The organism is Lutimaribacter pacificus (assembly GCF_900142185.1).
Lineage (GTDB): Bacteria > Pseudomonadota > Alphaproteobacteria > Rhodobacterales > Rhodobacteraceae > Lutimaribacter > Lutimaribacter pacificus.
Genome location: NZ_FQZZ01000006.1, coordinates 194,178 through 214,101, shown reverse-complemented (window position 1 = coordinate 214,101; position 19,924 = coordinate 194,178). Strand labels below are relative to the sequence as shown.

Below are 19,924 nucleotides of genomic sequence, written 5' to 3'. Positions count from 1 at the left end.
CGTCAGGCGAATTCCGCCTCACCCACCTCTTGCGCGGCTTCGTGCCATTCGCGCAGCTGCGCCACCAAGTCGGAGCGGCTCAGGTCTGGCGGCAGCGAGAATTCGGGGATCGGGATGTATTCCAGCGGCGACAGCATGATCAGGACAAAGCTGCCCATCTCGGCGATCTCGGTCACGTCGGACCATTCGACATGCGCATGCAACGCGCCCCCTTCCGAGGCGATGCCGTGCCGGTTGATCGCCAGGCTGCATTCCTTCTGACGGATCGGCGCCTCCATCAGCGCCGCCTGCAGCCGCTTGTGGCCCAGCGTGTTGCCCAGCCCCAGCATCAGCGCACAGGCCATCGCGGCCAGCACCGTCGAAAGCTGCGTTCCCGACTCGTGCGGGAAGACGTGCTTTTGCAACAGTATGAAACTGGCGAACAGCACCGTCACCGCCAGCAACAGGGCGATCCAGCGCAGCGGCCCGAAGAACCGCACAGTCAAACGGTTTGTCAGCTTGGCAACCGGGATGTCCCGCCAAGAATAGGTTAGATAGATCGTGTCTCTCATCACTCCGCCCGCAGTAACGTAATCGTCGTATCCCCGTAGCGTCTCACCTCTTCGATAGAGCACCATTGAGGCAGAATGATGTCGGCACCCTCCTCCCAGACGATAAACGCACCGTTTCCGATCCAACCACCTTCGCGTGCAGAGCGCAGCGCACCTTCGCCCAGCCCCTTGCCATAGGGCGGGTCGAGAAAGATCAGCGAACAGGGCGCCTCCGCGTTCTCGCCCAGCCGCCGCGCATCGCGGCGCAGCAGGCGCGCGCGGTCGCCCACGCCCAGCGTGGCGATGTTGCGCGCGATCAGCGATTGCGCCTTGCGCCCGCTTTCCACGAACGTGACATCCGCCGCCCCGCGCGACAGCGCCTCCAGCCCCAGCGCCCCGGTCCCGGCGAACAGGTCCAGCACCCGCGCATCGGTGACCGGGTCACCGAACCGCCCGCCCATAAGCAGCGAGAACAGGCTTTCGCGCACCCTGTCCGTCGTCGGGCGCAGATGCGCGCCCGCGTCGCCCTTGCCCAGGCTGGCCAGCGGGCGGCCGCGGAATTCGCCCGCGATGATCCTCACGCTTTCATCAGGCTCTTGAGGTCGGTCTCCGGGTCGGCCACGGCATCGGGCGACGCGGTTTTCCCGTTGTCGATCAACCGCTTGCCCACCATGTAGGCACGCGGATCGTTGGCCGCATCCACCGCCAGCAGCCGCTCGCCGTCGAAATACCAGAACGACACGCTGCCCGCTTTCTCGCCCGGCCGCGTGATCACGCGGGTATAGCCTGCATTCAGCCCCGCGATCTGCAGCTTGACGTCATACTGATCCGACCAGAACCACGGCTGCGGCACGTATGTCTTGCCCGCGCCCATGATGTTCTCGGCCACGCATTCCCCCATGTCGATGGCGTTGGGCACCGATTCCAGCCGGATACGCCCGCCCCCGTGCGGAAAGCTGGCGCAATCGCCCGCGGCCCAGATCGCCGGGTCGCTGGTGCGGCCCTGCTCGTCGGCCCTGATGCCGTTCTCGATCTCCAGCCCCGCCGCCTCGGCCAGTTCGGTGGCGGGCGTGATCCCCACGCCCACGATCACGAAATCCAGCGCCAGCTCGGTGCCGTCAGCCAGCACAGCGCCGCTCACACGCCCCTCGCCGGTCAGCCGCTCCAGCCCCACGCCCTCGCGGATGTCCACGCCATGCGCCTTGTGCAGTTCACGGAAGAACGCGCTGGTTTCCGGCGCAGCCACGCGCTGCAGGATGCGGCCGGCCGCTTCGACCAGCACCACCTTCAGCCCCTTCGACGCCGCCACCGCCGCCGCCTCCAGCCCGATATACCCGCCACCCACGATCAGCACCCGCGCCCCTTCGCGGAACTCGGGCGCCATGCCGTCCACGTCCCGCAGGGTCCGCACGGTGAAAACACCCTGCAACGCCCCGCCGATCGCCGGCGGCAGCCGCCGCGGCACCGATCCCGTGGCCAGCACCAGGTGGTCATACGGCACCTTACGCCCGCCCGCGATCACCGCCTTGTCGGCCCGGTCGATTGCCGTCACCGTTTCGTTCAGATGCAGGTCGATGGCGTTTTCGGCATAGAAACTTTCGGGCCGCAGATACAACCGCTCGACCGCCATCTCGCCCAGCAGGTATTTCTTGCTCAGCGGCGGGCGCTGATAGGGCGGCGCGGGTTCTTCGCCGATCATCGTGATGCGCCCGTCAAAGCCGAGGGCGCGCAGCTTTGCCACCAGCGATGCACCGGCCTGCCCGGCCCCAACCACCACCACATCGGTCATCTCGCACCCTCCCGCAGGATTCCGTTGGTCTTGTCAGCGAACCGACCCTATATCCACGCTCACAGGAAACGCAAACCCAAGCGAGAACGAAGAGGACAAACCATGACGATTTCCGTTGGCGACACGCTGCCCGACGCAACCCTGACCCGGATGGGCGACAAGGGCCCCGAGCCGGTGCAGCTTTCGGACAAGCTCAGGGGCCGCAAGGTGGCGATCTTCGCGGTGCCGGGCGCCTTTACCCCCACCTGCCATTCCGCCCATGTGCCCAGCTTCATCCGCACCAAGGACCAGTTCGCCGCGAAGGGCGTGGACGAAATCATCTGCATCGCGGTCAACGACCCCTTCGTGATGGGCGCCTGGGGCGAGGCCACCGGCGCGACCCAGGCCGGCATCACCATGCTGTCGGACGCGGGCAGCGAATTCACCAGGGCCATCGGCATGGATTTCGACGCACCGCCCGCCGGTCTGATCGCGCGTTCCAGGCGCTATGCCATGCTGGTCGAGGACGGCACCGTCAAGGTGCTCAACCCCGAGGAAAGCCCCGGCACCTGCGAAACCTCCGCGGGTGAGGGGCTGCTCGACGCGATGTAACGCACCGCTGCGCGGCGGGCGGGCTTGACACCGGGGCCGCCCGCCGCAAACCATGCCCGCCAAGCCGACAGGGAGGGGCACGGCATGGGCATCGAAAACGGTCTCTGGACACCGCCGGCAGAGCTTGCCGAAACCAGCACGATGGCGGCCTATATGCGCTGGCTGCGGACCGAACGCGGCCTCGATTTCACCGATTACGACGCGCTTTGGCAATGGTCGATCACCGACCCCGACACCTTCTGGCGCACGATCTGGGACTATTACGGCCTCACCTCGCCCACCCCGTTCGACACCGCGCTGGCGAAATCCGCCATGCCCGGCGCGGTCTGGTTCCCCGGCGCGACGCTCAACTATGTCGACCAGGTGCTGCGCCACGTCCGCCCCGGCCACCCGGCCATCCATCACGAGGCCGAGGATGGCACGCTGACCACCCTCACATGGGACGACCTCACCGCCCGCGTCGGCGCCCTGGCCGCCAGCCTGCGCGGCATGGGCATCGAAACCGGCGACCGCGTGGTGGGCTACCTGCCCAACACGCCCGACACGATCGTCGCCTTCCTCGCCTGCGCCTCGATCGGCGCCACATGGTCGGTCTGCGCCACCGACATGGGCGCGCCCACGGTCCTGGAACGCTTCGGCCAGATCGGGCCGAAGGCGATCTTCACGATCTCGGGCTACGATTTCACCGGCAAATGGCGCGACCGCGGGGCCGAGGTGCAGGCGCTGATCGACGGGCTGCCGACGCTGGACCACTGGATCAGCCTCGACGCAGCGCCGGGCATCGACCCGCGCCACACCACCCGCCACGGCTGGGCCGGCCTGCTGGCCAAACCCGCCGCGCCCGCGCCGGTGAAACTGCCCTTCGATCACCCGCTCTGGGTGGTCTATTCCTCGGGCACCACCGGCAGCCCGAAACCCATCGTGCACGGGCATGGCGGCATCGTGCTGGAACATCTCGTGCTGCAGGGGCTGCACGGCAACCTCGGCCCCGGCGACACCTTCAGCTGGTTCACCTCGACCGGCTGGATCATGTGGAACGCCCAGATCGCGGGCCTGCTGACCGGCTCCACCATCGCGCTGGCCGAAGGCAACCCCAACCACCCCGATGCCGGCCGGCTCTGGCGCTTCATCGAAAAGGCCGGCGTGACCTCGTTCGGCGCCGGCGCGGCGTATTTCATCGGCGCGATGAAATCCGGTGTCCACCCGCGCGAGGTCGCCAACCTGCAAACGCTGCGCGCCGTGGGCTCCACCGGCTCCCCCCTCCCGCCCGAGGCGTATGAATGGATCTGGTCCGAACTGGGTGACGACATCTGGCTGTCGCCCATCGCCGGCGGCACCGATTTCGCCGGCGCCTTTCTGGCCGGCAACCCGATGCTGCCCGTCCATATCGGCGAAATGCAGTGCCGCGCCCTCGGCGCCGCGGTCGAGGCGTTCGACGACGACGGCAACCCCCTCATCGACGAGGTGGGCGAGCTTGTCTGCACCGTCCCCATGCCCTCGATGCCGCTCCGTTTCTGGGGTGACAAGGGGGACGTGCGTTACAAATCCAGCTATTTCGAAACCTATCCCGGCATCTGGCGCCACGGCGACTGGGTAAAGATCACCCCCCATGGCGGCGCGATCATCTATGGCCGCTCGGACGCCACGATCAACCGCCACGGCATCCGCATGGGCACCGCCGACATCTACCGCGTGGTCGAGGATCACGAGGACGTGGCCGACAGCCTTGTGGTGGATCTCGAATATCTCGGCCGCGAAAGCTGCATGATCCTGTTCCTGAAACTGGCCCCCGGTGCGGCGCTCACCGACGGGCTGCGCGCCGCGATCGTCGCCGACCTGAAATCCCGCGCCTCGCCCCGCCACGTCCCCGACCGGATCGAGGCTGCGCCCGACATCCCCTACACCCTTACCGGCAAGAAGATGGAGGTGCCGATCAAGAAACGCCTCCTCGGTCAGCCAATGGCAAAGGCCGCCACCCGCGATGCCATGGCCAATCCCGCCAGCCTCGACTGGTACGACGCCTATGCCGGGAAGTACCTCGCCGGCGGCTGATGCCCACGGCTTCATCGTTCCCCAAATACTCCGGGGGGTGAGGCCGCAAGGCCGAGGGGGGCAGCGCCCCCCCTTGCGCACCGGCCTCAGAAATCCCAGTCGTCATCCTCGGTCGCCACGGCCTTTCCGATCACGTAGCTTGACCCGGAGCCGGAAAAGAAATCGTGGTTCTCGTCCGAATTGGGCGACAGCGCGGCCATGATCGCGGGGTTCACCCTGCACGCCTCTTCGGGGAACAGCGCCTCGAACCCGAGGTTCTGTAACGCCTTGTTGGCGTTGTAATGCAGGAAATGCTTCACATCCTCGCTCAGCCCCAGCCCGTCGTACAACTGCTCGGTATAGCGCGCCTCGATCTCGTAGAGGTCGAACAGCAGGCCAAAGGCGAAATCCTTGATCTCCTGCCGGCCGGCCTCGGGCAGCCGCTCCATCCCGCGCTGGAACTTGTAGCCGATGTAATAGCCGTGGATCGCCTCGTCGCGGATGATCAGGCGGATCAGGTCGGCGGTATTGGTCAGCCGCGCGCGGCTCGACCAGTGCATCGGCAGGTAGAAGCCGGAATAGAACAGGAAGGATTCCAGGAACACGCTGGCCACCTTCCTGCGCAGGGGCGAGGCCGCGGCATCGTATTCGTCCAGGATCAGCCGCGACTTGGCCTGCAGGTGCTCGTTCTCGGCCGACCAGCGGAACGCCTCGTCCACCTCGGCCGTCTGGCACAGCGTCGAAAAGACCGAGGAATAGCTGCGCGCATGAACCGCCTCCATGAAGGCGATATTGCTCAGCACCGCCTCTTCATGCGGCGTGATCGCATCCGCCATCAGCGCCGGTGCGCCCACCGTGTTCTGGATCGTGTCCAGCAGCGTCAGCCCGGTAAAGACGCGGATCGTCAGCGTCTGTTCCCCGGGCGTCAGCTGCGACCAGCCCGGGATGTCGTTCGACAGCGGCACCTTCTCGGGCAGCCAGAAATTCACCGTCAGGCGGTTCCAGACATCCAGGTCGATCTCGTCCTCCAGCCGGTTCCAGTTGACGGCACGCGGGACGGGGCGGGTGTGGTCGGTGTCTTTCATCGGGATGCTCCTTACAGCGAACAGGAAACGCAGCCCTGCACCTCGGTCCCTTCAAGGGCCATCTGGCGCAGCCGGATATAATAGATCGTCTTGATCCCTTTCTTCCACGCATGGATCTGGGCGCGGTTGATGTCGCGCGTCGTGGCCTCGGCGGGAAAGAACAGCGTCAGCGAAAGGCCCTGGTCCACGTGCTGCGTCGCGGCGGCATAGGTGTCGATGATCGCGTCGGGCCCGATCTCATACGCATCGCGGTAGAATTCCAGGTTGTCGTTGGTCATGTAGGGCGCGGGGTAATAGACGCGCCCGATCTTGCCCTCCTTGCGGATCTCGATCTTCGCCGTGATCGGGTGGATCGAGGACGTGGCATAGTTGATATAGCTGATCGACCCCGTCGGCGGCACCGCCTGCAGGTTGCGGTTATAAAGCCCGTCGGCCATCACCGCGTCGCGCAGGGCGGCCCATTCCTCGCGGTCCGGCACGGCGATCCCCGCCTGCGCGAACAGCTCTTTCACCCGGTCGGTTTCCGGCTGCCAGTCGCGGCTGACATATTTTTCGAAGAAACTGCCATCGGCATAGGCCGACTCGGCGAACCCCGCAAAGCGGCGCCCCTTTTCCCGCGCCAGCGCGTTCGAGGCCGCCAGCGCGTGAAAAAGCACGGTGCAGAAATAGATATTGGTAAAGTCGATCCCCTCGGGGCTGCCGTAATGAATGCGTTCCCGCGCAAGGTAGCCGTGCAGGTTCATCTGCCCCAGCCCGATGGCGTGCCCCTCGTCATTGCCGCGGCGGATCGACGGCACGCTGTCGATGGCGCTCATCTCCGACACCGCGCTCAGCGCCCGGATCGCCGTTTCCACGCTGCCGCCCAGATCGCCGCCATCCATCGCGCGGGCGATGTTCATGGAACCGAGGTTGCAGGAAATGTCGGTGCCCGTATGGGCATAGCTCAGGTCGTCGTTGAAACGCGACGCCTCGTTCACCTGCAGGATCTCGGAACACAGGTTCGACATGGCGATACGCCCGGCGATCGGGTTGGCGCGGTTCACCGTGTCCTCGAACATGATATAGGGATAGCCCGACTCGAACTGGATCTCCGCGATGGTCTGAAAGAACGCCCGCGCATTGATCTTCTTCTTGCGGATGCGCGGATCGTCCACCATCTCGTGGTATTTCCCGGTAACCGATATGTCCGAGAAGGCGCAGCCATACACCTTTTCCACGTCATGCGGCGAGAACAGGTACATATCCTCGTTTCGCTTCGCCAGCGCGAAGGTGATATCGGGGATCACCACGCCAAGCGACAGCGTCTTGATGCGGATCTTCTCGTCCGCGTTCTCGCGCTTGGTGTCCAGGAACCGCAGGATATCGGGGTGATGCGCGTTCAGGTACACCGCCCCCGCCCCCTGCCGCGCGCCAAGCTGGTTGGCATAGGAAAAACTGTCCTCCAGCAGCTTCATCACCGGGATCACGCCCGACGACTGGTTCTCGATCCCCTTGATCGGCGCGCCATGCTCGCGGATGTTGGTCAGCATCAGCGCCACGCCACCGCCCCGCTTGGACAGTTGCAGGGCCGAATTGATGCCGCGCCCGATGCTTTCCATGTTGTCCTCCAGCCGCAGCAGGAAACAGGATACGAACTCGCCCCGCGCCGTCTTGCCGGCGTTCAGGAAGGTCGGCGTCGCGGGCTGGAACCGGCCCTCGATGATCTCGGCCATCAGCCGCATCGCCAGCGCCTCGTCCCCGCGCGCCAGCGTCAGCGCGTTCATCACCACGCGATCCTCATAGCGTTCAAGGTAACGCTGCCCGTCGCGGGTTTTCAGCGTGTAGGAGGTGTAATACTTGAACGCGCCCAGGAAGGACGGAAACCGGAACTTCCTGTCATAGGCCGCGTCCCAGATCCTGCGCTGGAAATTCCTGGAATACTGGTCCAGCACCCCGGCCTCGTAATAGCCCTCGTGGACCAGGTAACCCAGCTTCTCGTCCAGCGAGTGAAAGAACACGGTGTTCTGGTTGACGTGCTGCAGGAAATACTGCCGCGCCGCCATGCGGTCGGCCTCGAACTGGATGCGCCCCTCGTCGTCATAAAGGTTCAGCATCGCGTTCAGCGCGTGATAATCGAGATCGGCGGTTACGCTTGCGTCAAGCATGTCTTGTCCTCTTCTTCGGCCCGGAAACGGGCAAGCCCCGCGCGGATGCGGGTGGTGTCTTCCCCGGTTCCGGCCAGTTCGAACCGGTAAAGCAGCGGCACGTTGCACCTGGCGGAAATCACGTCGCCCGACAGGGCGAACAGCTTGCCGAAATTGCGGTTGCCCCCGGCGATCACCCCGCGCAGCAGCGCGCGGGTGGCGGGATCGTTCAGGAACCGGATCACCTGTTTCGGCACCGCGCCGCGCCCGTACCCGTCGGCATAGGTCGGGCAGATCAGCACGAAGGGTTCGGTAATCGCCGGCACCGGATCGCCGGCCCGCCGCGGTATGCGGCAGGCGGGCAGGCCCAGCCGCCCGACCAGGCGCGCGGTGTTGCCCGACGCGCTTGAGAAATAGACCAGCCCGCCCATCGGTTCAGGACAGCCGGCCGATCATGTCGGGGCGAAAGCCCGCCCAGTGATCGTCGCCCGCGACGACGACGGGCGCCTGCCGATAGCCCAGCTCCTGCACGCGGGCCATCGCCCCGGCATCCTCGGTCAGGTCGATGACCTCGTAAGGCAGGCCCCGCGCATCCAGCGCGCGGGTGGTGGCGGTGCATTGCACGCAGGCCGGTTTGGAATAGACGGTGATGGTCATGCGCTCTGTCCCTTGCATCTTGGTGCGGCACAAGGGCATGGAGCACGGCACGGACCGCCCCGATGGCGACCGGCCACGCGCCCGGGCCCTCCGCCCGCGGTCGTCGTTCACATCGCCCTGGCAGGTCTCCTGGCTCGCGGCTCGAACGCTTCGGCCCGCCTTCCCGGTGCGATCGCACCAGTGGTTTCGGGCCTCGGCTCGCCGCATACAGTTGCGGGGGCAGCGCCGGAGTCGGACTTGTGTCCCTACCGGCTTCCCTCTTCGCTTGCGAGTCACCCCGCAAGAACCAAAGCAACCTCATATTGGTGTCGGCAGGGAAAAACTGTCAATATATAGATCACACCACCGGCGGATTTTTTCCCGCGCCACGCGCCCGGCCCGGGGTTTCACCTCCGCCGCGGCACCCCCTGCAGGCACAGCGCGCGCAGCGGGCAGGCCGGACAGGCAGGCCGCGACGGGCGGCAAAACCGCTGCCCCAGCGTTTTGACAAGCTGGTGATGGTCGTCGATCTCGGCCGCGCCCCAGCCGGATGGCAACAGCGGCGTCAGGCAGTCATGGGCCTCGGCGATACCGGCACGCGGCCCGACAAGGCCAAGGCGGCGGATCACCCGCAGGTGATGCGTGTCGATGACCAGCACCGGCTTGCGAAGCGTGCTGAAATTCAGCACCGTCGCGGCCGTCTTGCGCCCCACGCCCGGCAACCGCTCCAGCCAGTCCAGCGCGGCACCGTCGGGCCAGCCCGCCAGGAAATCCAGCGTCAGCGCCCCCCGGCGGGCGGTAACCATCCGCAGCGCCGCCGGCAGCCGGGGCGCCTTGACCTCGGCAAAACTGACGCCCGCGATCAGCGGCAGGATCTCGGCCACCGGCGCATCCCGCAGGCTTTCCCAGCAGGCGAACCGCTGCCGCAGACGCATAAAGGCCGCCGCCGACACCGCGCCGCGCGTCCGGCCGCCGATCAGCCCCATGACCAGCTGCGACACCGGGTCGAGCAACCGATAGGGGCCCGGCGGCCCGAAACAGTGCCGAAGCCACCCGTGAGCGGCCTGCAACCGCCCGGTCCGGTCGTCGTGTATCAGAATCAACTGCATGGGGAAGTATATCAAACTTCAGAACAAACAGTGAACAATTGCACGGCTGCGACTGTCAGGAGTCATTCTGCGACGCAGCATTTCGTGGCCGCATTTTTGCGCACCGCCCCCTGCGCCCGCTGAAAAAACGGGCAGGCGGGGGCATTCCGCGCCGCGCATCGCGCGTTTCCTTGTGTCGGGAAAGGCGGTGGAAAATGGTTTCCACGCACCGCCGCTGAATGTGCCAGGCGCATCCGGGGGTGTGTGGCGGTCTTGCGAATTGCACCTCGGTCCGACCGCCACACGAGCGCAACAACAGTTGCGGGACCGTCCTGCCGCAAATCGCCTTTCGGGGCAAGCTGCCGGCGGCCCCGTATTGGGAGAGACTTATGAAATCATTGAAAACCTTTCTAGCCGGAACCGTGGCCGTCGCCGCGATGAGCGGCGCGGCCTCGGCCGCCGACTGCCCGATCAAGGTGGGTGTCCTGCACTCGCTGTCCGGCACCATGGCCATTTCCGAAACCACCCTTAAGGACACCATGCTCATGCTGGTGGACCAGCAGAACAAGAAGGGCGGCGTTCTGGGCTGCGAGCTTGAGGCCGTCGTGGTCGATCCGGCCTCGGACTGGCCGCTTTTCGCGGAAAAGGCGCGCGAGCTGCTGACCGTGCACGAGGTCGACGTGATCTTTGGCAACTGGACCAGCGTGTCGCGCAAATCCGTGCTGCCGGTGATCGAGGAACTGAACGGGCTGCTGTTCTACCCCGTCCAGTACGAGGGCGAGGAAAGCTCGAAAAACGTGTTCTACACCGGCGCCGCGCCGAACCAGCAGGCGATCCCGGCGGTGGATTACTACCTCGATGAACTCGGGGTCGAGAAATTCGCCCTGCTCGGCACCGACTACGTGTATCCGCGCACCACGAACAACATTCTCGAATCCTACCTGAAATCCAAGGGCATCGCCGCCGAAGACATCTTCGTGAACTACACGCCCTTCGGCCATTCCGACTGGTCCAAGATCGTGTCGGATGTCGTCGCGCTGGCCGCCGACGGCAAGAAGGTCGGCGTTGTCTCGACGATCAACGGCGACGCCAATATCGGCTTTTACAAGGAACTGGCCGCCCAGGGCATCTCGGCCGAGGATATTCCCGTCGTCGCCTTCTCGGTCGGCGAAGAGGAACTTTCCGGCCTCGACACCGCCAACCTTGTCGGCCACCTCGCGGCCTGGAACTATTTCATGTCCGCCGACACGCCCGCCAATGCCGAATTCATCGAGGCCTGGCACAGCTTCATCGGCGACGATGCCCGCGTGACCAACGACCCGATGGAGGCGCATTACATCGGCTTCAACATGTGGGTGAATGCCGTGACCGCCGCCGAAACCACCGATGTCGACGCCGTGCGCGAGGCGATGTGGGGCCAGGAGTTTCCGAACCTGACCGGCGGCACCGCCGTGATGGGCACCAACCACCACCTCGCCAAGCCGGTGCTGATCGGCGAGATCCTGGCCGACGGTCAGTTCGACATCATCTCGGAAACCGATCCGGTGCCGGGCGACGCCTGGACCGACTTCCTGCCGGAATCGGCGGTCCTGACCTCGGATTGGAAGGATCTGGCCTGCGGTATGTACAATACCGAAACCGAGTCCTGCGTGCAGATCAAATCCAACTACTAAGGTAATCCGCGGCGGCGGGTCGAACCCTGCCGCCGCGCCTCAGACGCGCGGGACCACATGTTGAAACGCATCTTACTGGCCGCCTGTGCGGTGTTCCTGCTGTCGCTTCCGGCAGACGCGCAGGACGAAACGGGCCCGATGCAGGCGATCTTGCAGGCCCATTCCGACATCATCCTCGAAAGCTCTCGCAGGACGATCCAGCCGGCGATCGACGCGGTGGCGGGCTCGGGTCTGCCGCAGGCGCAGGCCGTGCTCGAGGCATGGCAGGCCAGGGACATGTGGTATCGCAAGGCGGATGGTCTGTTCTTTCGCGCGGAACCCGGCGATGACGGCTATCTCCTGACGGATTTCGATACCGGCGCCACCGCCGGCACCGCGCCCAAGGATGCGCTGGACCAGATCAAGCCCAATTCCGGCATTCGCGCGCTGATCGGCACCGCGCTCGTCACCTTTCAGCTTAACGATCCCGACCGGACGCGCCGCGCGGATGCGCTGGCATCGCTGGAACGGGGGGCCAATGCCGATCTTCTGGCGCCGCTGCGCGCCTCGATAGAGCCCGAGCAGGACGCCGGGCTGAAGGCGCGGAAACAACGGTTGGAGCGGCTGCTGACCATCTCCTACGACCCCGACGATGCCGCGCGCGTCGCGGCGATCGGCGACATGTCGGGCGATCTGGGCGTGGATGTGCGCGCCACGCTGAACCCGCTGGTGGCGACCCGGCTGCAGGTGTTCGAAGGCGCCCCGCCCGAAACCGTCAACGTCGCGCGGCGTCTCGATTCCGGCAGCGACGCGCTGTCGCGCGACGCGGCCTACGCGATGCTGGTCGAGGCCGGCCTCGCCCCCGCGCGGATCACCCCCGCATCGCTGCGCGAGGCGCTGAGCGCCAATATAAGCGATGGCGCGGTGGCCGGCGTGCCGGTGCACACCATGTCGGACCCCGCCAGGCGGATCGAAGCCTATAACGCCCTTGCCGCGCAGGGCATCGTGCCCCCCTACCTGACCGAACAGGCGGTGGACGACGCGCTTGCGGCGCACCGCTTCGCCGCGATCTATGCCGAACCGTCCCCCGCCGTGACCGCCGCCGCCGAGGCCGCCCTGCAACGGATCAACACCAGGGTCGGGCTGAACCAGGCGCTCGATCTCGGGCTGGACGCGGTATCGCTGGCCTCGATCTATTTCCTTGCGGCCATCGGGCTGGCCATCACCTTCGGGGTGATGGGCGTCATCAACATGGCGCATGGCGAATTCATCATGATCGGCGCCTATACCGGCTACGTGGTGCAGCAGGTCATCCCGAACCACACCGCCTCGATCATCGTGGCGATCCCGCTGGCCTTTGCGGTGACCTTCGCCGCCGGGGTCGCGCTGGAACGGCTGGTGATCCGCTGGCTCTACAACCGCCCGCTGGAAACGCTGCTGGCCACCTTCGGCGTCTCCATCGCGCTGCAACAGCTGTTCAAGAACATCTTCGGCACACAGGCCCGACCGCTGACCGCACCGGACTGGCTGGGGGGCTCGCTGGTGCTGAACGACGTGGTGTCGATCTCGTACATACGGATCGCGATCTTCGTGCTGGCGATGATCTTTCTGGCGCTGTTCCTGTTCGTGATGAAACGCACCCGGCTGGGGCTGGAAACCCGCGCGGTCACGCAGAATCCGGGCATGGCCGGGGCGATGGGCATCAACCCGGGGCGGGTGAACATGCTGACCTTCGGGCTCGGCTCGGGGATCGCGGGGATCGCGGGCGTGGCCATCGGCCTCTTTGCCAAGGTCACCTCGGAACTCGGGCAGGATTACATCGTCCAGAGCTTCATGACGGTCGTCGTCGGCGGGGTCGGCAATATCTGGGGCACGCTTCTCGGGGCGGGCCTGATCGGCGGGCTGCAAAAGGGCATCGAGTGGCTGAACCCCTCGAACACGCTCGCGGCGCAGACCTACATGATCGTCTTCATCATTATCTTCATCCAGTTCCGTCCAAGGGGTATCATCGCCCTCAAGGGCCGCGCCGCAGGAGACTGACCAATGGATCTCAGGCAATTGCCAGCCCGTAACGAGGGCCCGGTTTCACGGCCCGCCAACAGGGGGATTTCAGATGAAGACATTGATCGCGCTTTGCATTTTCGCCGCCGCCACCGGCGCCCGCGCCGATGGCTACGGGTTTCGCACACCATCGGGGAACATCTACTGCAACGGCTCGCTTGCCGGGGGAGCGCAGGGAAGCAGCGACATTTCCTGTTCGATCGTCGAACGCGGCGGCCCGCCCGCATGGCCCGATCCGGGCAATTGCCCGGGCGTCTGGGGGCACCATTTCGACCTGGGCAGCACCGGCCCGGCGCGCGTCGTCTGCGGGCCGGCGCCGCGCAAATCGACCTATACGGATGTCGCGCCCTATGGCGAGACGGGCAATTTCGGCGACATCACCTGCCAGTCGGAGAAAACCGGCCTGACCTGCCGCAACCGCAGCGGCAACGGCTTCTTCCTGTCACGACGGTCGCAACGGGTGTTCTGACCCCCGCCCACACGCCGGGGGCCGGGCAATGAGCAGGACACCGCTTTCCCAGCCCCGCCGCAGCTTTGTCGCGCGCAACCCCTCGGTCCTGGTCTTCCTGGCCGTGCTGGCGCTGTTCACCCTGCTGGTCACCGGCCTGTCCGAGGGCTTCGGCGTCGGGCTGATCTCAACCAGCTTCGTCAAGACGCTGGGCAAGACGCTGACGCTGGCGCTGGTCGCCGTGGCGATGGACCTTGTGTGGGGCTATGCCGGTATCCTCAGCCTCGGGCATTTCGCCTTTTTCGGGCTGGGCGGCTACATGATCGGCATGTGGCTGATGTACGAACGCACCCGCCAGATCGTGACCGATTCGATGGCGAACGCGACCATCCCGCCGTCCGAGTCCGAGATCGTGGACGCCATCGGCACGCAGATATTCGGCGTGGTGGGATCGTCCGAGTTTCCGCTGGTCTGGGCCTTTGCCGACAGCCTGGCGCTGCAGCTCTTGCTGGTGGTCGCGGTGCCGGGCCTTCTGGCGCTGGTGTTCGGCTGGCTGGCGTTCCGCAGCCGCGTCACCGGCGTTTACCTGTCGATTCTGACACAGGCGATGACGCTGGCGCTGGCGCTCTACCTGTTCCAGAACGACAGCGGGCTGCGCGGCAATAACGGACTGTCCGGGCTGCAGAACATCCCGCATCTCGATCACGTCCCGCAATCGGTTCTGTCGATCTGGTTCTTCTGGGCCTCTGCCGCCGCGCTGGCGCTGGGATACCTGTTCGCGGCATGGATCGTGTCGGGCAAGTTCGGCAGCGTCATCCGCGGCATCCGCGACAACGAGGCGCGCGTGCGCTTCCTCGGCTACTCGGTCGAGGGCTACAAGCTGTTCCTGTTCACCGTGACGGCCATGATCGCGGGCATCGCCGGGGCGCTTTATTATCCGCAGGCCGGTATCATCAACCCCGCCGAAATCGCGCCCATCGCGTCGATCTACCTTGCCGTCTGGGTCGCCATCGGCGGGCGCGGGCGGCTGTATGGCGCGGTGATCGGGGCGGTGTTCGTCAGCCTTGTCTCCACCTGGTTCACCGGCGGGCAGGCCCCCGATATCAACCTCGGGTTCTACACGATTTCATGGGTGGACTGGTGGACGATCCTTTTGGGGCTGTCCTTCGTCGCGGTCACGCTGTTCGCGCCCAAGGGCATCGGCGGGCTGTTCGACCTGTGGGCAGGCTTCAGGCACCCGGACCGCCACGGCGCCGATCTTGGCCCCGACCACGGCGCCCTGCGCGAAAAGGAGGCCACCGAATGAGCACACTTCTGGAAGTGTCGGGCGTGTCGGTCACGTTCGACGGGTTCAGGGCGATCAACAACCTGTCCTTCGCCATCGGTCAGGCCGAGCTGCGCGCCATCATCGGCCCGAACGGGGCGGGCAAGACCACCTTCATGGACATCATCACCGGCAAGACCCGACCCGACAGCGGCACGATCCTGTGGGGCGAGAAATCCGTGTCGCTGCTGAAGATGTCCGAGGCGCAGATCGCCCGCGCCGGCGTGGGGCGAAAGTTCCAGAAACCCACCGTGTTCGAGGACCAGAGCGTGCAGGAAAACCTGCTGATGGCCCTCAGCAACGCGCGCGGGCCCTTCGCCGTGCTGGTCTGGCGCCCCGCGCAAGAGGATCTGGACCGCGTGCGCGACCTCGCTTCCGAGATCGGGCTGGCCGACGCGCTGCCGCGCAAGGCAGGGGAGCTGTCGCACGGCCAGAAGCAATGGCTTGAGATCGGGATGCTGCTGGCGCAGGAACCGCGCCTTCTGCTGGTGGACGAACCCGCCGCCGGCATGACCCCGGCCGAGCGTGAACACACCACCGAGATCCTCGTCGAGGCGGCCCGCACCCGCGCGGTTGTGGTGGTCGAACACGACATGGAATTCATCCGCAGGCTGAACTGCCGGGTCACCGTCCTGCACGAAGGTTCGGTGCTGGCCGAAGGCTCGCTCGATCACGTCACGGCCAACAAGGAGGTGATTGATGTCTATCTCGGACGGTAACGCCATGCTCGACGTGCGCGGCCTGACGCTGCATTACGGGCATTCCCAGATCCTGCACGGCGTCGACCTGACCGCCGACCGGGGCAAGGTCACCTGCGTCATGGGTACGAACGGGGTCGGCAAGACATCCCTGATCCGCGCCATCGCCGGGCGCCATCCGCGCACCGGCGGCGAGGTCGTCCTCGACGGTGAAACCCTGCCCCGGCTGCCGGCGCATCAACTGGCGCGCAAGGGCGTGGCGCTCGTCTCGCAGGGGCGCGAGATCTTTCCCCTGCTGACCGTGCGCGAGAACCTGGAAACCGGGTTCTCCATCCTCCCGAAATCCGAACGCACGATCCCCGCCGAAATCTTCGATCTGTTTCCCGTCCTGAAAGAGATGCAGAACCGCCGCGGCGGCGACCTGTCGGGCGGCCAGCAGCAGCAGCTCGCCATCGCCCGCGCGCTGATCACGCGGCCCAAGCTGTTGCTGATGGACGAACCGACCGAGGGCATCCAGCCCAACATCATCCAGATGATCGGCGACGTGATCCGCAAGCTGCGCGACGAGGGCCGCATGGCCATCGTGCTGGTCGAGCAGTATTTCGACTTCGCCTACGACCTTGCCGACCGCTTCTGCGTGCTGCGCCGGGGCGAGGTCGTCATGTCCGGCACCAAGGCCGATGTCTCGCGGCAATCGCTTCTGGAAAACGTCTCGGTTTAGGGGAGGCGGGGGCCGTTAGACCGTCTTGCTACAGAGGCCATAGCAGGGGCGCGGCCGTTCCGGGCGGGGTGTTTCGTTCGCAAGCCGGGGGCAGGCCCCGGGCGGCCATCGACCCAAAACCTTAACCGCCGCGCGGTTTGCACCCGAAACCGCGCGGTTCTGGCCCGCAGGTGCCGGATCAGGCCGGATTTCCCGGCAAATCGCCCGAAACCCGTTTACCTTTCGTCAGGAATCGCGCGCTATCGCCCGGAAACCGCGCGATTTCTGTTAACCTCTTGTCAGGAACCGCGCGGTTTCACGCCCCGACCGCGCGGTTAACGCGCCGTGCGGGGCTCAGCCCGCGATCTGGTCCAGCTTGCGCGCCAGCTTCACATCCAGCGACGAAAGCCCCTCGACATCGTGCGTCGTCAGCGTCACGTTCACCGTCTTGTAGACGTTGGACCACTCGGGATGATGGTCCCATTTCTCGGCCCAGATCGCCGCGCGGGTCATGAATCCGAAGGCGGTCACGAAATCGGCAAAGACGAACTCCTTGGAAATCGCATCCCGCCCTTCGTCCAGCGTCCAGCCGTTCTGCAAAAGCGGCTCCAGCATGGTCTTGCGGCCTGTATCGCTCAGCTTCTCGGTCATTCCGTTTCCCTTCCTTCTGTCTTCCGAAAGGGGCCGTAATCCGTAAGGATTTCAACCTCTTCATCCACCGCGCCCCGTTCGGCCCGCAGGAATTGCGCCACCGCCCGGGCAAAGCCGGGATCGGCGATCCAGTGCAGCGAATGCGTGCGGCGCGGCAGGTATCCGCGGGCGATCTTGTGCTCACCCTGCGCCCCCGCCTCGACCCGTTCCAGGCCGTGCGCAATCGCGTAATCCATCGCCTGATAATAACAGCACTCGAAATGCAGGCAGGGGTGATCCTCGATACAGCCCCAATACCGGCCGAAAAGCGCCGTCCGCCCGATGAAGTTCAGCGCCCCCGCCACCGGCTGCCCGCCCCGCATCGCCAGCACCAGCAGCACGTCGTCGCGCATGGTTTCGTGAACGATATCAAAGAATTGCCGCGTCAGATAGGGGTGCCCCCATTTCCGCGCTCCGGTGTCCTGGTAGAACGCCCAGAACGCATCCCAATGGGCCGGGCGGATGGTATCGCCGGTCAGGTGCACGATCTCGCCGCCGAACGCCTGCGCGCGCTGGCGTTCCTTGCGGATGGTCTTGCGCTTGCGCGAATTCAGCGCCGCCAGGAACGCGTCGAAATCGCGGTAGCCCGGGTTTTCCCAGTGATACTGGCTGCCGATCCGGTGCATCAGCCCCAGCTTTTCGCCCATCTCCGCCTCGGGGCCCGTGCAGAACGTGGCGTGGAGCGAGCTGATACCGTTCTTCGCCGCAATCTCGACCGCGCCCTGCACAAGCGCGGACATGCCGGTTTCCTCGAACCCCGGCAGGGTCAGGAAACGCCGCCCCGTCACCGGGGTAAAGGGCGCGGCGATCTGGAATTTCGGGTAATACCGCCCGCCCGCCCGTTCATAGGCATGGGCCCAGGAATGATCGAAGATATATTCGCCCTGGCTGTGGGATTTCAGGTAAAGCGGCGCGCAGGCGATCAGCCGCCCTTGGGCCCGCGCCAGCAGGTAATGCGGCGCCCAGCCGCTGCCGCGCCCGACCGAACCGCTGTCTTCCAGCGCCTTCAGGAAACGGTAGGTGGTGAACGGGTCCCCGGGCCGGCCGCCATCCTCCGCCTCGGGGCAGGCGCAGGCGTCCCACTCGGCGGGCGTAACCGCGCCAAGGCTTTGAACGATCTCGATTTCCACCTGGGTTTCGGTCATGAAATCCGGCCCATCCCTCTGCCCCGCTCAATCTGGGCCCGCATCTGCAACCTTCAAGCCGGGATCGCGGCGGCGTAGCCTTCGAAGGTAATGTTATCGGCCACCTGCCGCGCCACCCCTTCCTGCCCGGACGATTTCACCGTCCAGCACAGGACCGGCACACCGCGCGATTTCAGGTCCAGAACGCGCGGGTTCTGCAGGTCGGTCACATCATGGCTAATGAAACACGCCCCCGCGGGATCGAAATCCGGCATACCTGCCAATCGCTTGCGCCGCACCCCCGGCACCGCGGGCCAGTCGTCCCTGGAAAAGCTGCAGGTCGTCAGCCCGCGCGGCACCTCCGGGGCCATGCCACCGAATACACGCACGGAATTCGGGTTGAACGACATGACAGCCACATCCCCGCGATAGCCCGCCAGATCGTCGGCCACCGCCTGCTCCAGCCGGCCCACGGCGGGGCCCAGCGTGCCGTCCTGGTCCTTGATCTCGATCAGCAGCGGCGCGCGGCCCGCGACCTGTTCCAGCACCTGCGCAAGCGTCGGGATCGTGTCATCAGAGCCCTTGACGCGAATCTGCCCCAGACCGGCGGCATCACGGTCGCGGATGAAACCCGCCTCGCCGGTCAGACGCTCAAGCCGGTAATCGTGGAACACCATCGCCCGCCCGTCGCGCGATATCTGGACGTCGATCTCGATCCCATATCCTGCGCCGATCGCCGCCTCGATCGACGCGGGGGCGTTTTCGGCCCGCCCCTGCGACAGGTCGTGAAAGGCGCGATGCGCCAGCGGTGCCCGCAGGAAGCTGTCGGGCAGCTTCATGCGATTTCGAAGATCGCCTCGATCTCGACCGCCACGCCCAGCGGCAGCGCCGCCGCCGACACCGCCGAGCGCGAATGCCGCCCCTTGTCGCCCAGCGCCTCGACCAGGAAATCCGACGCGCCGTTGATGACCTTGGGCTGCTCGGTATAATCCGGCGTCGAGTTGACGAAGCCGGTCAGCTTGACCACCCGCACCAGCCGGTCGATATCGCCGCCGCACGCGGCCCTGAGCTGCGCCAGCAGCGCGATCGCGCAGGTTTTCGCCGCCGCCGCGCCATCGGCGGTGTCCATATCGTCGCCCAGCTTGCCGGTGATGATCGCGCCGTCGCGCATCGAGATCTGGCCCGACACGAAGACAAGGTTGCCCGACTGCACAAAGGGCACGTAATTGGCCGCAGGTGCGGGGGCATCGGGCAGGGTGACGCCGAGTTCGGCAAGACGGGATTCGATCACGCTCATGGCAGCTCTCCGGTTGGGTGTTTGCGGCGACGCTACATCGCGCCCCCGGCAAAGAAA

At 65.8% G+C, this 19,924-nt stretch carries 20 protein-coding genes and 1 riboswitch; of the genes, 8 read left to right on the top strand and 12 right to left on the bottom strand.

From position 1 onward, the window contains the following. Nucleotides 1-2: 2 nt before the first annotated feature. From F3H87_RS15850 to F3H87_RS15840, 3 genes are read right to left on the bottom strand one after another with little or no spacing between them, the layout of a single operon-like run. The gene (locus tag F3H87_RS15850) at nucleotides 3-551 is read right to left on the bottom strand and encodes a YcxB family protein (RefSeq protein ID WP_149787207.1); all 549 of its coding nucleotides are present in this window, start codon (nucleotides 549-551) and stop codon (nucleotides 3-5) included. Then, nucleotides 551-1,111, bottom strand: a complete 561-nt coding sequence (gene rsmD / locus F3H87_RS15845) for a 16S rRNA (guanine(966)-N(2))-methyltransferase RsmD (protein WP_149787208.1) — start codon at nucleotides 1,109-1,111, stop codon at nucleotides 551-553. The genes F3H87_RS15850 and rsmD overlap by 1 nt, the downstream gene beginning before the upstream one ends. Further along, nucleotides 1,108-2,319, bottom strand: a complete 1,212-nt coding sequence (locus F3H87_RS15840; protein ID WP_149787209.1) for an NAD(P)/FAD-dependent oxidoreductase — start codon at nucleotides 2,317-2,319, stop codon at nucleotides 1,108-1,110. Before F3H87_RS15840 ends, rsmD begins: the two co-directional genes overlap by 4 nt. 102 nt (nucleotides 2,320-2,421) lie before the next feature. Here F3H87_RS15840 and F3H87_RS15835 point away from each other — a divergent pair, with 102 nt between their 5' ends. Together F3H87_RS15835 and F3H87_RS15830 are read left to right on the top strand one after the other, a co-directional pair. Further along, the gene (locus F3H87_RS15835) at nucleotides 2,422-2,910 is read left to right on the top strand and encodes a peroxiredoxin (RefSeq protein ID WP_149787210.1); all 489 of its coding nucleotides are present in this window, start codon (nucleotides 2,422-2,424) and stop codon (nucleotides 2,908-2,910) included. 84 nt (nucleotides 2,911-2,994) lie between these two features. Next, nucleotides 2,995-4,962, top strand: coding sequence for an acetoacetate--CoA ligase (locus tag F3H87_RS15830; RefSeq protein ID WP_149787211.1), 1,968 nt, complete (start codon nucleotides 2,995-2,997; stop codon nucleotides 4,960-4,962). Nucleotides 4,963-5,048: 86 nt separating this feature from the next. Here the strand turns inward: F3H87_RS15830 and nrdF are convergent, their stop codons facing one another. The 5 genes from nrdF to F3H87_RS15805 all read right to left on the bottom strand — a co-directional run bounded on the left by nrdF (nucleotide 5,049) and on the right by F3H87_RS15805 (nucleotide 9,894). Beyond that, a complete protein-coding gene (gene nrdF / locus F3H87_RS15825; protein ID WP_149787212.1) occupies nucleotides 5,049-6,026 on the bottom strand; it encodes a class 1b ribonucleoside-diphosphate reductase subunit beta in 978 nt (325 codons plus the stop codon). 11 nt (nucleotides 6,027-6,037) lie between these two features. After that, nucleotides 6,038-8,170, bottom strand: coding sequence for a class 1b ribonucleoside-diphosphate reductase subunit alpha (nrdE, locus tag F3H87_RS15820; RefSeq protein WP_149787213.1), 2,133 nt, complete (start codon nucleotides 8,168-8,170; stop codon nucleotides 6,038-6,040). Further along, nucleotides 8,152-8,580 carry a class Ib ribonucleoside-diphosphate reductase assembly flavoprotein NrdI gene (gene nrdI / locus F3H87_RS15815; RefSeq protein ID WP_149787214.1) on the bottom strand — a complete coding sequence of 143 codons (429 nt, stop codon included), beginning with the start codon at nucleotides 8,578-8,580 and terminating at the stop codon, nucleotides 8,152-8,154. The genes nrdE and nrdI overlap by 19 nt, the downstream gene beginning before the upstream one ends. 4 nt (nucleotides 8,581-8,584) lie before the next feature. Then, nucleotides 8,585-8,806, bottom strand: coding sequence for a glutaredoxin-like protein NrdH (nrdH, locus tag F3H87_RS15810; protein WP_149787215.1), 222 nt, complete (start codon nucleotides 8,804-8,806; stop codon nucleotides 8,585-8,587). A gap of 102 nt (nucleotides 8,807-8,908) precedes the next feature. Beyond that, nucleotides 8,909-9,112: riboswitch (cobalamin riboswitch) on the bottom strand. A gap of 80 nt (nucleotides 9,113-9,192) precedes the next feature. Beyond that, on the bottom strand, nucleotides 9,193-9,894 hold the full coding sequence (locus tag F3H87_RS15805; protein ID WP_149787216.1) for an endonuclease III domain-containing protein: 702 nt from the start codon (nucleotides 9,892-9,894) through the stop codon (nucleotides 9,193-9,195). 368 nt (nucleotides 9,895-10,262) lie between these two features. On the opposite strand from F3H87_RS15805, the gene urtA reads away from it, so the two are divergent. The 6 genes from urtA (at nucleotide 10,263) to urtE (ending at nucleotide 16,777) form a co-directional block, all read left to right on the top strand. Next, the gene (gene urtA / locus F3H87_RS15800; RefSeq protein WP_149787217.1) at nucleotides 10,263-11,546 is read left to right on the top strand and encodes an urea ABC transporter substrate-binding protein; all 1,284 of its coding nucleotides are present in this window, start codon (nucleotides 10,263-10,265) and stop codon (nucleotides 11,544-11,546) included. A gap of 57 nt (nucleotides 11,547-11,603) precedes the next feature. Continuing rightward, nucleotides 11,604-13,565 carry an urea ABC transporter permease subunit UrtB gene (gene urtB, locus F3H87_RS15795; RefSeq protein WP_149787218.1) on the top strand — a complete coding sequence of 654 codons (1,962 nt, stop codon included), beginning with the start codon at nucleotides 11,604-11,606 and terminating at the stop codon, nucleotides 13,563-13,565. Nucleotides 13,566-13,638: 73 nt separating this feature from the next. After that, on the top strand, nucleotides 13,639-14,055 hold the full coding sequence (locus F3H87_RS15790) for a DUF6636 domain-containing protein (RefSeq protein ID WP_149787219.1): 417 nt from the start codon (nucleotides 13,639-13,641) through the stop codon (nucleotides 14,053-14,055). A gap of 28 nt (nucleotides 14,056-14,083) precedes the next feature. Continuing rightward, nucleotides 14,084-15,340 carry an urea ABC transporter permease subunit UrtC gene (gene urtC / locus F3H87_RS15785; protein WP_149787220.1) on the top strand — a complete coding sequence of 419 codons (1,257 nt, stop codon included), beginning with the start codon at nucleotides 14,084-14,086 and terminating at the stop codon, nucleotides 15,338-15,340. Then, nucleotides 15,337-16,077, top strand: coding sequence for an urea ABC transporter ATP-binding protein UrtD (urtD, locus tag F3H87_RS15780; RefSeq protein ID WP_149787221.1), 741 nt, complete (start codon nucleotides 15,337-15,339; stop codon nucleotides 16,075-16,077). Before urtC ends, urtD begins: the two co-directional genes overlap by 4 nt. A gap of 4 nt (nucleotides 16,078-16,081) precedes the next feature. Next, a complete protein-coding gene (gene urtE, locus F3H87_RS15775; RefSeq protein WP_149787658.1) occupies nucleotides 16,082-16,777 on the top strand; it encodes an urea ABC transporter ATP-binding subunit UrtE in 696 nt (231 codons plus the stop codon). 333 nt (nucleotides 16,778-17,110) lie between these two features. Here urtE and F3H87_RS15770 read toward each other — a convergent pair whose 3' ends face one another. From F3H87_RS15770 to F3H87_RS15755, 4 genes are read right to left on the bottom strand one after another with little or no spacing between them, the layout of a single operon-like run. Further along, nucleotides 17,111-17,407: a 4a-hydroxytetrahydrobiopterin dehydratase gene (locus F3H87_RS15770; RefSeq protein WP_149787222.1), complete on the bottom strand. Its 297-nt coding sequence runs from the start codon at nucleotides 17,405-17,407 to the stop codon at nucleotides 17,111-17,113. Beyond that, nucleotides 17,404-18,591 (bottom strand): GNAT family N-acetyltransferase, encoded by a 1,188-nt coding sequence (locus F3H87_RS15765; RefSeq protein ID WP_149787223.1) that lies wholly within the window; start codon nucleotides 18,589-18,591, stop codon nucleotides 17,404-17,406. The genes F3H87_RS15770 and F3H87_RS15765 overlap by 4 nt, the downstream gene beginning before the upstream one ends. Nucleotides 18,592-18,644: 53 nt before the next feature. Next, complete coding sequence (locus F3H87_RS15760) at nucleotides 18,645-19,409, bottom strand: glycerophosphodiester phosphodiesterase family protein (RefSeq protein ID WP_149787224.1); 765 nt, start codon at nucleotides 19,407-19,409, stop codon at nucleotides 18,645-18,647. Beyond that, nucleotides 19,406-19,867 (bottom strand): RidA family protein, encoded by a 462-nt coding sequence (locus tag F3H87_RS15755; protein ID WP_149787225.1) that lies wholly within the window; start codon nucleotides 19,865-19,867, stop codon nucleotides 19,406-19,408. The genes F3H87_RS15760 and F3H87_RS15755 overlap by 4 nt, the downstream gene beginning before the upstream one ends. Nucleotides 19,868-19,924 lie beyond the last annotated feature (57 nt).